Here is a 16,453-nt window from a genome sequence, read left to right as displayed (position 1 = left end):
CTGCGTGGGCTAGGCCTCCTCGGTGGTGGTGCTGGTGACGACGTCTTGGAAAAGCTCGGTAAGGTCTGGGACCTTGAGGCCGAAGGAGTGAACAGGGCCAGCGGCCATGGCAGCGCGCAAGATGGCTTGGTCATCGGTGCCGTCATCGGCCTCGAGCACCACGCCCTGGTCAGTTTCCTCAACCAAGTGAGTGCCCTCCGGGTACCACCCGCGCGCAGGGGTTTCCACCGCATAGCGCGAGGCGCCTTGGGTGCGCAGCTCGTCTACCGTGCCTTCTGCCACCATGCGGCCTTGCGTGACGATGCCCACGTGATCGCACAGGCGCTGCACCAAGTCCAGCTGGTGGGAGGAAAAGACCACCGGCACCCCGCGGGCGGCGCGCTCGCGCAGCATGTCAGACATGACATTGACCGCAACGGGGTCCAAGCCGGAAAAGGGCTCATCCAGGATCAACATATCGGGGTCATGGATGAGGGAGGCGGCCAGCTGCACGCGCTGCTGGTTGCCCAAGGACAAGTCATCCAGCTTGTCTTTCTGGCGTTCACCTAGCCCTAGCTGCTCCAGTAGCTCCGTGCCGGATTTCTGGGCGGCCTGCTTGCTCATGCCGTGCAGGGTGCCCAGGAACGTCAGCTGGCTAAGCAGCGGTTCCTTGCCGTAGAGTCCGCGCTCTTCGGGCATATAGCCAATGCGGCGGCGGTTATCGTCATTAATGGGGGAGCCATCGAAATAAACTTCGCCGGAGTCTTTCGCGAGCACTCCCAGCGCGATGCGCATGGTGGTGGACTTGCCCGCACCATTGGAACCGACGAAGCCGAAGATTTCGCCCTCCTGCACGCTAAAGGTCATATCCCGCAGCGCTCGGACACTGCCAAAGGATTTATTGAGATGGTCGATTTCTAAGGTGGGCAAGGGGGATCCTCCATGGCTCGCCTATACTGCATAACTTTCGTGGTTCTAGATACCTTAGTATTTCATAAACCTAACAGTTTGGCTATGGAATCCATTGAAAGCCAGGTTGCATGGGTCAAGCCCCACCGAGTAGGTAGGAATAGAAAGTGCTCTCCACGTGCTGTAGCGTTTAAAACAAGCAGGAAGGAGGTGCACAATGAAGCAATACACTGCTCATCAAATCGCAGAATGGCTCGTAGCTTGGGCTGAAGAAACCGAAGAAGCCGAGCTCACACCGCTGAAAATTCAAAAGCTTCTTTACTACGCAAAGGGCCTTTACATGCGAGCCTCCGGAGGGGTGCCGCTCTTCAATGAACGGATGGAAGCATGGGCCCACGGACCTGTCGTTGTAGACATCTACCGCGAACTTAAAAAGTACGGTAAGAGCCCGATCGACCCCGATACTTTTATTTCTGATGACTTCAATTGGGATGATTATCGGCCTGTAGAAGATACCCTGATTGACGTATGGAATAAGTATGGCCCCTATTCGGCGTGGGCTTTACGTAATAAAACCCATACGGAGTCACCTTGGAAGAAAAACTTCGTTGAAGAAAAACGGGGGCTTGAGATTTCTGATGCCGACCTTAAAGAGTACTTCGACTAGGTATGGCAAAGAAAAGTAAGAGACGTGGCACGCGCCCGGTTTCGAAGAATCACAGTGGTGCAGATACAGGCGTCTTGAGCGCAATACGAGCGGCATCAAACGAATACCCGCTCCTGTCCACTAGGTTTCTGCAGAGCGGATGGGGATTCGGGCAAATGACCGATAGGATGCGCCGCGAATTCCTCGATAAATGGCACAAACGCTCACTAATTTCTTGGACAGATCTCGTTAATCACCACAGGCACGGGCTCGGCTCGGAATTTATCCCAAAAAACGAAATCAAAGCTCAAATACCTAGGCAGTTCCAAGAGCTAACCAAATTCCGCGTGTTCCGGCACCAAGAGAACCTTCCATTCGTTGGCTGGAAAGACGGTGGAATTTTCTACGTTCTATGGATAGAGACTAAGTATGGGGATCTTTACTCACATTAAAGCGGGGCCCGCGACACCTGCCACGCGCTGGCCCTAGCCCCGTCTCACAATTTTCGCTCGGCTTTTGCGTCCGTGATTCGCGGGCTTATTTTTTCCACACTTTCTTGTAGGTGGCACAGCCAAGTGTAGCCACCGCAACGCCGGTGAGGATGGTGCTGAAGATAGCGAACCCGTTGATGACGTTGATGATCAAAGATATGGCTAGTAGGGCCAGGGCGATGAAGTAGAGAGTTCGTGTGGTCATGGGTTTATCCTTCCGTTTAGAATTGGAGGGGTAGCCCGGAGGTTCAGGATGGTAAGGGCTTCCTGAACCTCCGGTGGCTACTTAATCCGCAAACGGGGCGTATATTGAAACCCCCTCGCTGGCAAAAGCGAAGGGGCTAAAAATTTGTGTCCCCGACAGGGATCGAACCTGCGACCTTCGGTACCGGAAACCGATGCTCTAATCCGCTGAGCTACGGAGACATCGCTGGGAAAATTCCCAACGATGTGATTCTAGCGCATCTCCCGCTCGGGAACTAAATCAGGCCCGGTGCGTCAGCGGTGGTTACCTCACCGGTGCGCAGATAGTGCACGCCAATCTCATCGACGGCCTTATTACCCAGCGCAAAGTGCCCGTGGCCGGGGCCGTGGACGGTGACGACGTGCGATTGCATGGGCTGGGAGAGGGCCGCGTGGTACTGGTACGGGGTCTGCGGATCGCCCGTGCCTTGGATTTGCAGCGGCTTTGTGGCAAGGTGCGACCCATCGAGTGGCGCCCCGCCGGTAACGGGTCCGCGTCCGCCGCACCCGGCGCCAGATCCGTACATGGAATTAACCAGGGAGAAAATATCGCCGGTGACAAAGTTGGACCACAGGTAGGTGGGGAAGAGCCACGGGTTACCAGCGACGGTGTTCTCGTTGCAGACGATGAGATTCTGCATATTCATCATCTGGATTGTTTGCTGTTGCACCGCGCGGGCAAGCTCCGGATCATCGACGACCTCGAGAGGCTTACTGCCGTTTAAGTACTTGGCAAACTCATCCCAGTGCGCGGGCATGGGAACGACCTCGCGGGTCTTGCCTAAGGTCACAGAGGCGCGCTGATCCGCTTGTGGGTTAAGCGCCTTGTTGGCGAGGAATTCTGCCTGCACGCGCAGCTCACCCGTGGCGGTCATGATGTCCGCGCCCGGCTGGCCGGCGAATTCGAGTCCTGGGGGAAGGTCACCGATTTTCGCATCCGGTGGCAAGACCGTAGGGCGGGCGCCGGCTTCCATGGCGACTTTCTGCGACCACTTTTCATAGACCTGGAGTGCAGTAGTGCCCAAATGGTAGGTGGCGTCATTATCCGCGATGAACTGGAAAAGATCGTGCAGCGCATTTTCGTACCCTTGTTGCTGCGAGGTGAAGATGCCGTTCCATGCCAGCTGCGGGCTCATGCCGGAATCGAGCAGCACCTTGCCGGTGTGCTGCGGATACTGGGTGGCGTAGGCGGAGCCAAGATAGGTGCCGTAGGAAATGCCGGCGATGTCGATGACCTCCTCACCCAGCGCTTGGCGCACCTTCTCCCAGTCTTGGGCGGTATTTGAGGTGGTCAAAGAGTTGGTATAGCCAGGGGTATTCTGCTCGCAGGCATCGCGGGTGGCCTTGCCGATCTGCGTAGTGGCCTCGATGGGATTGAAATTCGGGGTGGCGGCGCAGTCTACCGGGGTGGAACCGGGCAGCCCGCGCGGTTGGACGCCGATCAGATCCCATTCGTTGCGAATTTCTTCGGGCCATTCGACGGCATCGTTGCCAGCCCAAGAATAGGCGTCACCGCCAGGGCCACCTGGGTTGGTAAAGAGCGCGCCACGGCGTGCGTCTGGTTGTGCCGCAGGTACGCGGACAAAACCAACGCTAATGGTTCCGGCCTCGGGGTTATCGTAGTAGGTAGGTACCTCTATCCGGCCGCACTCGGCGCCATCCAGATTGACCTGTGCGGGGCAATCCTCCCAGGTGATTTCTGGATCCGCCGCGGCGGCGGTGGGGGCTGCCACGCCCAGTGCGAGGGCGCTAGCGCAGACTACGGTAGAAATTTTTCGAGAAAAAGAAAGCATAAGCTAAAGCTCCGACTCCTATAACGTTCGTCAGAGTTAGCTTATGCTTCTTTCAGGTTCGTGGCAGTAATTGCCACGCGGCGGGTGCCCTAACTCGGCACCCTAGCCTCGTTACTTCACAATAATCACGATGAGATCGCGCGGGCCGTGCACACCCTCAACGCGCGAGAGCTCGATATCGGAGGTCGCGGAAGGGCCAGAAATCCACGTTGCGGGCTTATCTGGGTTCATCCGGGAAATGACCTCAGTGATGCCGTAGACAACCTCGTCGCGGCGGACGATACAGATGTGACGGTCCGGTACCAGCGTCAAGGCGCGGCGGCCGCAGCGGGAATCGGACTGCAATACGATGGTGCCGGTCTGCGCAGAAGACACAAGGGACTCGGTGACGACGGCATCGGCATCGTCAAGCTCGCGCGGATCCGCTTCCTCGTCGTCCGGGCGGGCCGGAAGGCCATCAAAAAGATCGGCATTCATGCCCGGGGCGTAGCGGATGTCCTTACAGTTGCGATCGTTGACGATGGAATCCAGCGTCTTTTTGAGATCGCTTTCCTCCGTGACGTGGACTTCCGCCTTGTAGTCCTCGAGGCGATCGACCAGCATCTCGCGCAGTTCATCATCATTCAGCGTGCCTTCGCGCTGGTATTCGCGGGGCACATCGACGTGATCTGGCAGCCCAGCCTGCTTCTGTGCCGAGCGAATGCGGTTTAGGATGTCTTGCTTTGCGCTCACTTGGAGGCCTCCTTACGGGCATTGGACAGCAGCTCTTTGCCTTCTTCGGAGTCGAACCATTGGCGGAAGGATTTCTTTGGCGGAATCGCGGTATCGCGGCCATCGGACCAACCGGACATGAACAGCGGCAGCGACTCGATGGTGCCGTTGAATCCGCCCATCACGCGGCCAAGTGCCACGAGGTGGGTGACCTTATCCCACATCTTCGGGTTGTCCCAGAGCAGCTGCACCGTCTTGAACAGCTTTGGCTCGATCGGCGAGGCAGCATGGGTGACCTTCTGGTGGCGGTTTTCTAAGATGACATCAGAAAGCGGAATCTTCACCGGGCACACGTCGTCGCAGCGCCCGCACAGCGAGCAGGCGTACGGCAAGCTAGCCGATGGATCGTTGTGGTCCTTCATGCCAGTTAGCTGCGGGGTCAGGGAGATACCGATGGGGCCCGGGTACACGGAGCCGTAGGCGTGTCCGCCGGCGCGCTCGTACACGGGGCAGACATTGAGGCAGGCCGAGCAACGGATGCACTTCAGTGCTTGGTGGCCAACGGGCGAAGACAACGCTGCGGTGCGCCCATTATCCAGCAAGACGATGTGGAAGTTCTGCGGGCCATCGCCCTCTGTCACACCGGACCACATGGAGGTATACGGGTTCATGCGCTCCGCGGTGGAGGAACGGGGGAGCAGCTGCAGGAAGACTTCCAGGTCCTGGAAGGTAGGCACGAGCTTTTCGATGCCCATGACGGTAATCAGCGTTTCCGGCAGCGTCAGGCACATGCGGCCATTGCCCTCAGATTCCACGACGTTGACGGTGCCGGTTTCAGCAACGCCGAAGTTGGCGCCGGAAATGGCGACCTTGGCCTTCATGAACTGCTGGCGCAGGAACTGGCGGGATGCCTCGGCCAACTCGGCGGGCTCGGCCTTCAGCGAGTCATCCGTGTTGGGCATCTTATCGACGAAGATATCGCGAATTTCCGCGCGGTTGCGGTGAATTGCGGGCACCAGAATGTGCGATGGCATATCGTCACCAAGCTGGACGATGAGCTCTGCCAAGTCGGTTTCCTGGGCGTGGATTCCGGCCTCTTCGAGGTGCTCGTTTAAGCCGATTTCTTGGGTAGCCATGGATTTCACCTTGACCACGTCGGTTTCACCCGTTTCGCGGATGAGACCTTCAATGATCTCGTTGGCTTCCTTGGCATCGCGGGCCCAGTGGACGATGCCGCCGCGGTCAGACACTGCCTTTTCAAATTGCTCGAGCAATTCCGGCATGCGGGCGGTGACGTCCTCTTTGAGGGCAGACCCGGCGTTGCGGAGCTGCTGCCAGTCATCTACTTCCTGCACGGTGTTGGCGCGCTTTTGGCGGATGGTGGTGGTCGCGTGCTGCAGGTTGTGACGCTGGGTAGCGTTATTCAGCCCGACGTGCGCGAGCGGGACGAAGGCCTTGCTGCCACGCAGGTTGCCGTAGCCTTCAGGGGCGCGTGGTGGGGTGGTGTCGAGGAAAGAGGTCATTAGAGCATCGTCTCCTTGGAGTAAGCGGCGGAGTCTGGCTGCCACGGGTGTTCCTTCGTGGAGGCCAAAATCTCTGCCATATGTAGGGCGCGAATGCCGGAGCGCTGGCGGTGCAGGGCGCCGCCGATATTCATCAGGCAGGAGGAGTCACCGGCGGTCACGTACTCAGCCTTGGTGTCTTTAATGTGGCGAGTCTTATCGGAGACCATGGCCTGTGAGACCTCCGCATTCTTCAGGGCAAAGGTGCCACCGAAGCCGCAGCACTCTTCGCTATTGGCTAGCGGTGCCAAGTCGATGCCCTCGACTTCTTGCAAAAGCTTGTAGGGGCGGTCTTCCAGCTTGAGGAAGCGCAGGCCGTGGCAAGCGGAGTGGTAAGTCACGCGGTGTGGGAAGAAAGCGCCGACGTTGGTCACGCCTTCAATATCGACCAAAAATTCGGTGAGATCGTAGGTCTTTTGTGCGGTCTTTTGCGCGCCATCGACATCGGCGGACGTGCCGAAGCGGTCAGCAATGCTTTCGTGGCGGTCGCGAACCGCTGCCACGCAGGAACCGGAGGCTGCCACGACGTAGTCAATGGAAGGATCCGCGAAGGCATCCGCATAAGAGCGGATCATCCCCAGCGTTTCCTTTTGGTAGCCGGTGTTGATGTGCATCTGGCCGCAGCAGGTTTGCTCCTCCGGAAGGACAACTTCGTGACCTAACCGCGAGAGAACCAATGCCGTCGCCTTTTGGACGTCCGGGAAAAGGGTGTCACCAATGCAAGTAGAAAAAAGCGCAATGCGCATACGGTGCTCCTTATTAGTTTTTAAGTCATGGAGGTGCAACTAACCCTACACATTCATCACGTGAAATGTAGTGTGAATCACGTTCTACCAGCATATATTTTGTAATATATATCGCAATATAGGTTTGCCTAAGAGGTCTAGAAAATGAGTAAATTTTGCCCTCTGAAATGTTAGCCAGTGCTTCTTTTCGCACGTGCCGGGGCAGTGAACTAGACTCTTGCCACATGACTCCAGCTGATTTGGCCACCTTAGTTAAAGAATCCGCCACCGAGGTCATGGCAGAACATGACCTAGACGCGTCCGTATTGCCGGAATCTGTCACGGTAGAGCGACCCCGCAACCCAGAACACGGTGACTACGCCACCAACCTTGCACTGCAGGTGGCCAAGAAGGCCGGCGCGAATCCGCGCGAATTTGGTGGCTGGTTAGCACAAAAATTGGCCCAGCACGATGCTATCGCGGAGGCCGATATTGCCGGTCCTGGCTTTATTAATATTCGCTTAGCCGCCGCTGCGCAGGGCGAGATTGTTGCCCAGATTCTGCAGGCAGGCGCGGACTACGGTTCCAATGATTCCTTTGCGGGCAAGAAGATTAACCTGGAATTCGTATCTGCCAATCCCACCGGCCCGATTCACTTGGGCGGTACGCGCTGGGCCGCGGTCGGCGATTCGCTGGGTAGGGTGCTCACGGCTTCCGGTGCAGAGGTCACCCGCGAGTACTACTTCAACGACCACGGCGGCCAGATTGACCGCTTCTCCCGCTCCCTTGTTGCTGCCGCAAAGGGCGAGCCCACGCCGGAGGACGGCTACGGCGGAGATTATATCCACGACATCGCAAACGCGGTTGTGGAAAAGAATCCAAGCGCGCTCGAGGGCGATGCTGCGCAGGTACAAGAGGCCTTCCGCGCCGATGGCGTGGAGATGATGTTTGCGCAGATTAAGCAGTCCCTGCATGAATTCGGCGTGGATTTTGATGTCTACTTCCACGAAAATTCGCTTTTTGAATCTGGGGCGGTAGACAAGGCGCTTGAGACCCTGAAGTCTGAAGGCCACCTCTATGAGGCGGACAATGCGTGGTGGCTAAAGTCCACCGATTATGGCGATTCAAAGGATCGCGTCGCGGTGAAATCGGACGGTAATGCGGCCTATATCGCGGGCGATATCGCCTATGTGGCCGATAAATTCGACCGCGGTCACGATCTCAATATCTACATGTTGGGTGCTGACCACCACGGTTATGTCCCGCGCTTGAAGGCGGCAGCAGCCGCCCTGGGCTATGACGCCGATGGCGTCGAGGTGCTCATTGGCCAGATGGTCAACCTGCTGCGCGATGGCAAGCCGGTGCGCATGTCTAAGCGCGCGGGCACCGTGATCACCATTGAGGATTTGGTCGCCGCCATCGGTATCGATGCATCGCGGTATTCGCTGGTGCGCTCGTCCGTGGATCAGTCCATCGATATCGACCTGGGCCTGTGGGAGTCGCAGTCTTCGGATAACCCTGTCTACTACGTGCAATACGGGCACGCCCGGTTGTGCTCGATTGGGCGCAAGGCCGCGGAGCTAGGAGTGAGCTCCGAGGGGGCGGACCTCTCCCTGCTGGAGCATGAGCGCGAAGGCGACCTCATCCGCACCCTGGGTGAGTTCCCTGCCGTAGTGGCAGATGCCGCGGAACTGCGCGAGCCGCACCGCGTGGCGCGCTATGCCGAAGAGTTGGCTGGCGTATTCCACCGTTTCTATGACACCTGCCAGGTTTTGCCCAAGGCAGGGGAGGAAGAGCAGCCCATTCACAGCGCACGCCTCGCATTGGCGGAAGCATCCCGCGTCGTCCTGTCCAATGCCTTGACCATGGTTGGCGTGAGCGCACCGGAGAAGATGTAAATGACTGATTTCAATGAGCTTCCCGCCCACGTGTGGCCGCGGAATGCGAGCCGCCAGGAAGATGGCGTAGTTACCGTGGCGGAAGTCCCCTTGCCGGATTTGGCAGAGGAATTCCAGACCCCGCTGTACGTCTTCGATGAAGATGACTTCCGCTCGCGCTGCCAAGACATGGCTCGCGCTTTCGGTGGACCCGATCACGTGCACTATGCCTCCAAGGCATTCATTTCCAAAAAGGTCGTGCAGTGGGTCAACGAAGAAGGCCTGTGCCTCGATGCTGCCGCGCTCAATGAGCTAAAGATTGCGCTCGCCGCAGAGTTCCCGGCAGCGCGCATTACGGCGCACGGCAATAATAAAGACGAGAAATACCTGCGCCTGTGCGTGGATGCGGGCGTGGGCCACGTGGTCATCGATAATGAGCAGGAGCTCGAAGAGCTCAACCGCATCGCCGGCGAGGCAGGCGTGGTGCAGCCGGTAATGATTCGCGTCAAGCCGGGTGTGGATGCGCATACCCACGAATTCATTGCTACCTCGCACGAGGACCAGAAATTCGGTATTTCCCTGGCCACGGGCGCGGCTTTCGCCGCCGCGAAGCGCTGCCTTGAGGTGAACAACCTCCACTTGAGCGGCCTGCACTGCCATGTAGGCTCCCAGGTTTTCAATGCCGAGGGTTTCAAACTCGCCGCCGAGCGCGTGCTGGAGCTCTACCGTCAAATCCACACCGAGCTGGGCGTTGACTTAGCCGAGCTGGACTTGGGCGGCGGCTTTGGTATTCCGTATATGCCCTATGAGGAAGCCCTGAATATTGACCGCGTGGCCCAGGACATGCTGCGGGCCGTTGACCAGACTGCGGAAGAACTCGACATTAAGGCGCCGTTCCTCCTCGTGGAGCCGGGGCGCTCCTTGGTGGCCGGGTCTGCCGTGACCGTCTACCGCGTGGGTACGGTCAAGGACGTGGAAACCGGCAAGGCCGATTTGCCGGTGCGCCGGTATATCTCCATCGATGGGGGAATGTCCGATAATATTCGCCCCGCCCTCTACGGTTCCGAATACGATGTGCGCCTGGTTAACCGCTTTAGCGACGGCGAGATGGTGCCCTCGCGCATCGTGGGTTTCCACTGCGAATCCGGCGATATTCTGTTGGAGGAAGGCGAATTGCCCGATGATATCCAGCCGGGGGACTTGCTCGCTTTCGCGGCCACCGGCGGGTATCAGTACATGATGTCCTCTCGGTACAACGGCGCGGTGCGCCCAGCCGTGGTTGCCACGCGCGTGGGAAATACCAAGCCCATGTTGCGGCGCGAAACCATCGAGGATCTTTTGTCCTTGGAAGTGGATTAAGCCAGTACTACCCCCGCAACGCAGGGGCCACATTCGGCCCGTGCGGCGGGGGTTTTCTGTAGCTAAACGAATATTATCCCCCGCATGTCGCAATATAGACAGCTCGTTCTGTATAGTGACCTGTAGCCGCATACAGCGGGAGACATTTTCCACCACTAAATCGACATGGAGACGGACTATGGATGCTTCAAACAGTGAGCTACAGCTACATTCGCGTACCGGCAAGGGTGAAGGCGAAACCGTTGGCATCGCGCTGCTTGGATTCGGCACCGTGGGCGCGGAAGTTTTCCGCCTCTTAGATGAGAATGCGGATGCCTTTGCTCATCGCATCGGTGGGCCAGCAGAGATCCGTGGCATCGCCATCCAGAACAAGAATAAGCTGCGCCCGGGCGTGCCCAGCGAATTGTTGACCGATGATGCCAAGGCCCTGATCTCCCGCGATGATATTGACTTGGTGGTGGAGGTCATCGGTGGGATAGATTTCCCGCGCGAGTTGGTGTTGACCGCGCTTAATTCCGGCAAGTCCGTGGTGACGGCGAATAAGGCGCTCGTTGCTGCGCATGCTGATGAATTGGCCCAGGCAGCGGAACGCTCCGGCGTTGACCTCTACTTTGAGGCCGCCGTGGCCGCCGCCATCCCCGTCGTGGGTATGCTGCGTCGCTCCCTGGCAGGTGACCAGATTGAGCGCATCTCTGGCATCGTCAACGGCACGACCAACTACATCTTGGATGCCATGGAATCCACCGGCGCCACTTATGACGAGGCCCTGGCAGAAGCCACCCGCTTGGGCTATGCCGAGGCGGATCCCACCGCGGACGTGGAGGGGCATGACGCGGCGTCCAAGGCCGCCATCATGGCCTCCATCGGTTTCCACACCCGCGTGAAGTTCGAGGACGTGCACTGCGAGGGAATTACCGATATCACGGCAGACGATATTGCCGCGGCAAACGATGCCGGCTATTCCATCAAGCTGCTGGCCATTTGTGAGCGCCTGCGCCGCGAGGATGGATCCGAAGTGGTCAACGCGCGCGTGCACCCGACCTTGGTGGCCAAGGAGCACCCGCTGGCTACCGTCAGCGAGTCCTATAACGCCATCTTCGTCGAGGCTGAGGCAGCCGGATCGCTCATGTTCTACGGCAATGGTGCTGGCGGCAACCCCACTGCTTCGGCCGTGCTTGGCGATGTCGTCGGTGCCGCCCGCAATATCGTCCACGGCGGCCGCGCGCCTGGCGAGAATACCTACGCTAACTTGCCGATTGCGGACTTCGGCGAGGTTGATACCCGTTTCCACATCGATATGGAAGTCCAGGACCGCGCTGGCGTCTTGGAGGCTATTTCCGCGCTTTTCGCACAGCATGGGGTATCCCTGCGCACCGTGCGCCAGGAAGACGGCGAGGACACCGCGCGCCTTATCGTGGTCACCCACGCTGCCAAGGAAGCGACCCTGGAAAACATCGTCTCCGCCTTGGGCGAGCTCGATGAGGTCAAGGCCGTTCACTCGGTCATCCGCCTGGGCAGCTAAACCGGTTCGATATATTAGTCACCATGAGCATCGAAGTTGAAGTCGGCACCAAAGCGATAGTCACCGTCCCCGCCTCCACGGCGAACCTGGGGCCGGGCTATGACACCCTGGGCATGTCACTGAGCATGTATGACACCGCCGAGGTGGAGGTCATTCCCTCCGGCCTTGAGGTGGAGATTTTTGGCGAGGGGGCAGAAGACCTCCCGCGCGATGGCTCGCACCTGATGGTTAAGGCCATCCGGTCCGCCCTATCTGCGGCCGAAGCTACGGTGCCGGGGCTGCGCGTGGTTTCGCATAATACGATTCCCCAATCGCGCGGCCTGGGTTCTTCGGCGTCTACAGCGGTCGCCGGCGTGGCCGCGGGCAATGCCTTGGCGGGCAGCCCGCTGACCCAAGATCAGCTCGTGCAATTGTCCTCGGCGTTTGAGGGCCACCCGGATAATGCCGCCGCCTCGGTACTGGGCAGTGCCGTGGTCTCGTGGACGACGGTTCCTGTCGATGGCCGATCCTTACCGGAATACAAGGCCGCTACCATCAACGTGCATCCCGATATTCGGGCGACCGCGCTGGTGCCGGATTCCCACGCCTCCACCCAGGCGGTGCGTCGCGTTCTGCCTTCGCACGTGACGCATTCCGATGCCGCCTTTAACGTCTCCCGCACCGCCGTCCAGGTAGCCGCATTGCAGAACTACCCGGAGTTACTGTGGGAAGGCACCCGCGACCGCTTACACCAGCCGTATCGCGCCGACGTGCTTCCCGTGACCGCGGAGTGGGTGAACCGCCTGCGCAACCGCGGGTACGCCGCCTATCTTTCCGGAGCGGGGCCAACGGTGATGGTGCTGCACACGGAGGACATCGACGAGAGTATTCTCGATGATGCCCGCGAGCAGGGCCTGCGCGTCTTCGATCTCAAGGTCGCGGGCCCGGTTCGCGTGGAAGTTACACAGGCTTAATCTCGATCTGGCACACTTCGGGGCGCTGCATCGGCGTTAAGGCGATGTCCGCGTCCGTACCGCTGGCTTCCTGCAAAAAGCCAGCGTGTATGGCGCAGACAAAGGGGCTCGGGGTGGTTCCGGAGGAGACGAACGGGCAGGCATTCAACTCGATTTCGGAAGGATCTGCGCCCTGCGAAGGATCAAAACCCATATCGCGTAGGGTGGCAAAAAGGGTATCGAGCGCCCCGCTGTGAATGTCCGCGCCCGTGGCGCGCGCCCATTGGCGTCCCAGCTCCCGGGCCTGTGGGGAAGAGAAATCATCGAGCTCTTCTTTGCCCGCGAGCATCGAGGTCAGCACGCTAATGAGGCTGACGTATTCGTCTGCGATGGCGCGGTTATCTGGCACGCGCGCCTGGAAAATCAGGGACGGGCGTCCGCGACCGGTGCTGTGCTCTGGAACGGCGGTGACGGCACCGACATGAATGAGCTCATCGATATGCCCGCGCGCGGTATTGACGTGCATGCCTAAATCTTTTGCTACCTCCGCCGCACGGGCTCCTCGCGGGTAGTGCTGGAGCTGCGTGAGCACCTCGCGCTGCTTAGGGGAAAGCTTGAGTGCTTCTGGGAAGAGTTCGGTGCTGGGGCGGGGGAGCGAATTAGGCATGCGATTAACTTCGTATCTCTGAGTGCTGATGAGGGGCTTGATTAACAGAAATCTTATCTTTAGCCACGCTATAGGATACGGTATCGTCCGTATCAATACCTAAAGCTACCTGCCTACTCACCGGCACAGTGATGGTGTGCCCGTCCATATCTAGGCTTAATCGAGCATCAGCCATGCTGGCAGCTTCTACCGCGATGACCTTGGTGGACCAGTGATTGACCCCGGTAGAGGCTTCAGCCGTAAGGTGCACGTCGCTGGGTTTAAAGGTGACCGCTACCTTATCGCCGGCGCGGAGATCGGCGGGCCCGCCAGTGATGGTGGCATTCCCGCAGGTAATGACGGTCTCGGTAGCAGTCGCCTCTGTGACGGTGCCTTCCACGCGGTTGAGGCCTGCGATATTAGCCACGAAGCCGGTGGGTGGGACATCGAGGAGGTCTGCGGCAGGCCCGTGGGCGGTGACGCGGCCGGAATTCATGACCACCATGTCATCGGCAAGCCCGGCAATATCCAACGCATTGTGGGTCACCAGCAAGGTGGTGCGGTCGCGGCGGGTAGCGCGCAGGAAGCGGCGCCACTTGCTGGCGGATTCCACATCGATGGCCGCCAAGGGCTCATCCAGAATCAGGATGGTGGGCCGTGCGGCAAGCGCGCGGACGAGGGCCACTTGGGCGGCCTGGCCGCCAGAGAGGGCGGGCACGGGGACATCGTTAAGCTCCCGTAATCCTGCTGCCTCCAGTAATTCCGTGGCGCGGTGCTTATCGCGGGTGACCATCGCAATGGCCTGGTTGGCGGTGGCCCGCGGCGGCAGGCCGGGGCGCTGGGTAAGCAGGACGATCTCATCTGGATCGGCGGTAATCTCCGCGCCGGTCAGCCGCCCGGCGATGCGCCCCATGAGTGTGGTCTTGCCCGAGCCATTGGAACCGACGATGGCCGTGATCGCGCGCGGGGTAAATTCCGTGGTTTCCCCGTCCGCCGTGACGTTTAGGGTGGGGGCCTTTTCCGGGGCCGTCAGGGCGCTGAGCTTTTCGTAGTCCATGCTGTGCAGCTCGCGCGCCTGCGCCTGATAGGAACGCTGGAGGAGCGAGGGCAGCCCTGCGAGGGCGAGGCAGACAATCGCCATCGCGATGAGGATGGCGGACAAGACGTAGGCGCCATCGGTATCGACCTCGCGTTCCAAGTAAATGCCGAGCGGCATCGTGCGGGTCACGCCCGGCTGGGATCCCGCGAAGGTCAGCGTGGTGCCGAACTCGCCGAGGGACCGCGCAAAGGCAAGGCCGGCGCCGGTGGCCAAGGCAGGGGCGATGGAGGGGATGGTGATTTTGCGCAGTACCTCCCAACGGGAAAGCCCCACGCTGGCGGCAGAGGCCAAAATCTCCTGATCCAATTGGCGCAGAGCGGAATCGACCGCCACCACGACGAAGGGCAAGGCGACGAAGCACTGCGCGGCGATGACGCCGGGAAAAGCAAAAGCAAAATGGAAGTCTACGGCGTCAAGAAGCGGGGACAAATAGCCCCGGCGACCGATGGCGGCGGTCAGCGCCAAACCGCCCACCACGGGTGGCATGGCCAAGGGCAAATAGATGAACAGGCGGATAACGCCGCTGCCCCGGCCAAGCTGTTGGACCCAAAGGGCAAGGCCGGTCCCCAGCACCATCGCCAGCAGCATTGATTGGAATGCCGCGGTGAAAGACAGCTTGAGCATGTCCCAAATCTCCGGTTTGGCGAGGTATTCGCCGAGGCGGTCCCACGGTACGCGCAGCCCCAAGGAGGCTACGGGAACGAGGATGACAACGACCGCGATGAGGCCGATAAGGCCGATAACGAGGGGATACCTAAGGCGGATGGGCTGGGGAGGGGTCATTGATTAATCTGCTGGGTTAAAGCCGTACTCTTCCCAGGCCTTATCAAAGTCATCGGCCAATAGGTCGAGGACCTTTTGTGCCTCTTCTGGGTGCTCAGCCTCGGCGGAGACTGCGCCTAGGATTTGGTTGGCAAACTTATCAGCATCCGGAATCTCGATAACCTCTACATCATCGCCAGCGGCTGCGGCGTCGGTGGAGTAGACCCAGCCGGCATTGGCCTCACCGGAGACGACCTTGCCCAAAACGTCAGCGACCTGCTGCTCCTGGGAGGCGGGCTTTACGTCCAGGTTGTTTTCTTCGATGATCTGGGAAGAGATATCTCCGCAGGGAACCTGCGGGTCACAGATGACGAAGCGGTCTTCGTTCTGCAGATCCTCGATGGAGTGGATATTGCCCGGGTTGCCCTTCGGCACGACCATCACCATGACGTTGGTGGCAAGCACCTTCGGGTCCTTGACGGTTCCGTCATTGATTGCCTTGTCCATGGTCTTTTTGGACGCGGTAAGCAGCAAGTCCGCAGGAGCGCCCTCGCTGAGCTTATTGACCAAGTCGGAAGAGCCGCCATTTTGGAACTCGAGGTTTACCGGGGCGTCGAACTCGGAAGCGCGCTTTTCCAGTTCATCGTTGATGACGCGGGTGGACGATGCAGCCAGTAGGTTCAAGCTGGTCTCCTCCGCATCGGAGGTAGTGGAGGTATCGGGAGAGCAGGCGGAGAGCGCCAGCCCGGTCGCAGCCACGGCGGCTGCGGCAAATTTCTTATTCATAGTGAATGTTCCGTGTTATGTAGGCAACTTAGTATGAGAGATGAAGTTATCAGCACATAGCCTATCGATTGGCACGGAAATACACTACGAAATTCGCGTGAACTTGATGTGATAGTCGTTTTCTTCTTCCTTGAGGTACGACAGCTCAAATTTCTCCGCGCGCTCTTCTACTTCCTTGAGTAGGGGGAGGGGGTTGTGTGGGGCGATGAGGATCATGGCTTGGCCCACGTTCAGGGTGCCCAAAGCGCCGTGGATGGCACCGTGACGCACGGCGTGGGGGATTTCGGTCGCGTTGAGCGTGGGGATGGAGTTCTGCTGGGAAGAATCGGTGATGGGAAGTTCCATGGTGAGGATCATCCTTTCGGAGGTGGGGTGAGGTTTTACCTTGCCACCAATATTAGTACGATTAAA

At 59.3% G+C, this 16,453-nt stretch carries 15 protein-coding genes and 1 tRNA gene; 5 read left to right on the top strand and 11 right to left on the bottom strand.

Going from position 1 to position 16,453, the window contains the following annotated elements; translation table 11 throughout:
* Positions 1 to 9: 9 nt before the first annotated feature.
* A complete protein-coding gene (locus tag ABRP64_RS00390; RefSeq protein ID WP_284853510.1) occupies positions 10 to 909 on the bottom strand; it encodes an ABC transporter ATP-binding protein in 900 nt (299 codons plus the stop codon).
* A gap of 196 nt (positions 910 to 1,105) precedes the next feature.
* On the opposite strand from ABRP64_RS00390, the gene ABRP64_RS00385 reads away from it, so the two are divergent.
* A complete protein-coding gene (locus tag ABRP64_RS00385) occupies positions 1,106 to 1,555 on the top strand; it encodes a Panacea domain-containing protein (RefSeq protein ID WP_284769864.1) in 450 nt (149 codons plus the stop codon).
* 516 nt (positions 1,556 to 2,071) lie between these two features.
* On the opposite strand, the gene ABRP64_RS00380 is transcribed toward ABRP64_RS00385, so the two are convergent.
* The 6 genes from ABRP64_RS00380 to ABRP64_RS00355 form a co-directional block, all read right to left on the bottom strand.
* Positions 2,072 to 2,230, bottom strand: a complete 159-nt coding sequence (locus ABRP64_RS00380; protein WP_005282354.1) for a hypothetical protein — start codon at positions 2,228 to 2,230, stop codon at positions 2,072 to 2,074.
* Positions 2,231 to 2,377: 147 nt separating this feature from the next.
* Positions 2,378 to 2,451, bottom strand: a tRNA-Arg gene (locus tag ABRP64_RS00375).
* A gap of 53 nt (positions 2,452 to 2,504) precedes the next feature.
* Positions 2,505 to 4,061: an alpha/beta fold hydrolase gene (locus tag ABRP64_RS00370; RefSeq protein ID WP_284796323.1), complete on the bottom strand. Its 1,557-nt coding sequence runs from the start codon at positions 4,059 to 4,061 to the stop codon at positions 2,505 to 2,507.
* Positions 4,062 to 4,172: 111 nt separating this feature from the next.
* Positions 4,173 to 4,793 carry a LutC/YkgG family protein gene (locus ABRP64_RS00365; RefSeq protein WP_284769862.1) on the bottom strand — a complete coding sequence of 207 codons (621 nt, stop codon included), beginning with the start codon at positions 4,791 to 4,793 and terminating at the stop codon, positions 4,173 to 4,175.
* A complete protein-coding gene (locus ABRP64_RS00360) occupies positions 4,790 to 6,295 on the bottom strand; it encodes a lactate utilization protein B (RefSeq protein WP_284784698.1) in 1,506 nt (501 codons plus the stop codon). Before ABRP64_RS00360 ends, ABRP64_RS00365 begins: the two co-directional genes overlap by 4 nt.
* Positions 6,295 to 7,080, bottom strand: coding sequence for a (Fe-S)-binding protein (locus ABRP64_RS00355; RefSeq protein ID WP_023026328.1), 786 nt, complete (start codon positions 7,078 to 7,080; stop codon positions 6,295 to 6,297). The genes ABRP64_RS00360 and ABRP64_RS00355 overlap by 1 nt, the downstream gene beginning before the upstream one ends.
* Positions 7,081 to 7,304: 224 nt before the next feature.
* On the opposite strand from ABRP64_RS00355, the gene argS reads away from it, so the two are divergent.
* The 4 genes from argS to thrB all read left to right on the top strand — a co-directional run bounded on the left by argS (position 7,305) and on the right by thrB (position 12,770).
* Positions 7,305 to 8,957 (top strand): arginine--tRNA ligase, encoded by a 1,653-nt coding sequence (argS, locus tag ABRP64_RS00350; RefSeq protein WP_349865024.1) that lies wholly within the window; start codon positions 7,305 to 7,307, stop codon positions 8,955 to 8,957.
* Entirely contained in the window at positions 8,958 to 10,295 is a 1,338-nt protein-coding gene (gene lysA, locus ABRP64_RS00345; protein WP_349865022.1) for a diaminopimelate decarboxylase, read from the top strand.
* A 178-nt stretch (positions 10,296 to 10,473) separates the two neighbouring features.
* Positions 10,474 to 11,817, top strand: coding sequence for a homoserine dehydrogenase (locus tag ABRP64_RS00340; protein ID WP_284769858.1), 1,344 nt, complete (start codon positions 10,474 to 10,476; stop codon positions 11,815 to 11,817).
* Between the two features lie 23 nt (positions 11,818 to 11,840).
* The gene (gene thrB / locus ABRP64_RS00335) at positions 11,841 to 12,770 is read left to right on the top strand and encodes a homoserine kinase (RefSeq protein WP_284852162.1); all 930 of its coding nucleotides are present in this window, start codon (positions 11,841 to 11,843) and stop codon (positions 12,768 to 12,770) included.
* On the opposite strand, the gene ABRP64_RS00330 is transcribed toward thrB, so the two are convergent.
* The 4 genes from ABRP64_RS00330 to ABRP64_RS00315 all read right to left on the bottom strand — a co-directional run bounded on the left by ABRP64_RS00330 (position 12,757) and on the right by ABRP64_RS00315 (position 16,387).
* Positions 12,757 to 13,416 carry a helix-turn-helix transcriptional regulator gene (locus ABRP64_RS00330; RefSeq protein WP_284796325.1) on the bottom strand — a complete coding sequence of 220 codons (660 nt, stop codon included), beginning with the start codon at positions 13,414 to 13,416 and terminating at the stop codon, positions 12,757 to 12,759. The two genes, thrB and ABRP64_RS00330, sit on opposite strands and share 14 nt — an antisense overlap.
* Positions 13,417 to 13,420: 4 nt before the next feature.
* The gene (locus ABRP64_RS00325; RefSeq protein ID WP_349865019.1) at positions 13,421 to 15,277 is read right to left on the bottom strand and encodes an ATP-binding cassette domain-containing protein; all 1,857 of its coding nucleotides are present in this window, start codon (positions 15,275 to 15,277) and stop codon (positions 13,421 to 13,423) included.
* Between the two features lie 3 nt (positions 15,278 to 15,280).
* Complete coding sequence (gene modA, locus ABRP64_RS00320; protein ID WP_284852160.1) at positions 15,281 to 16,042, bottom strand: molybdate ABC transporter substrate-binding protein; 762 nt, start codon at positions 16,040 to 16,042, stop codon at positions 15,281 to 15,283.
* A gap of 84 nt (positions 16,043 to 16,126) precedes the next feature.
* Positions 16,127 to 16,387, bottom strand: a complete 261-nt coding sequence (locus ABRP64_RS00315) for a DUF2249 domain-containing protein (protein ID WP_284769854.1) — start codon at positions 16,385 to 16,387, stop codon at positions 16,127 to 16,129.
* Positions 16,388 to 16,453 lie beyond the last annotated feature (66 nt).

It is taken from the genome of Corynebacterium sp. KPL4015, from assembly GCF_040225725.1.
Classification (GTDB): Bacteria; Actinomycetota; Actinomycetes; order Mycobacteriales; family Mycobacteriaceae; genus Corynebacterium; species Corynebacterium rhinophilum.
Note: the sequence above shows the minus strand (reverse complement) of the source record. Positions and strands in the feature narration are given on the sequence as shown.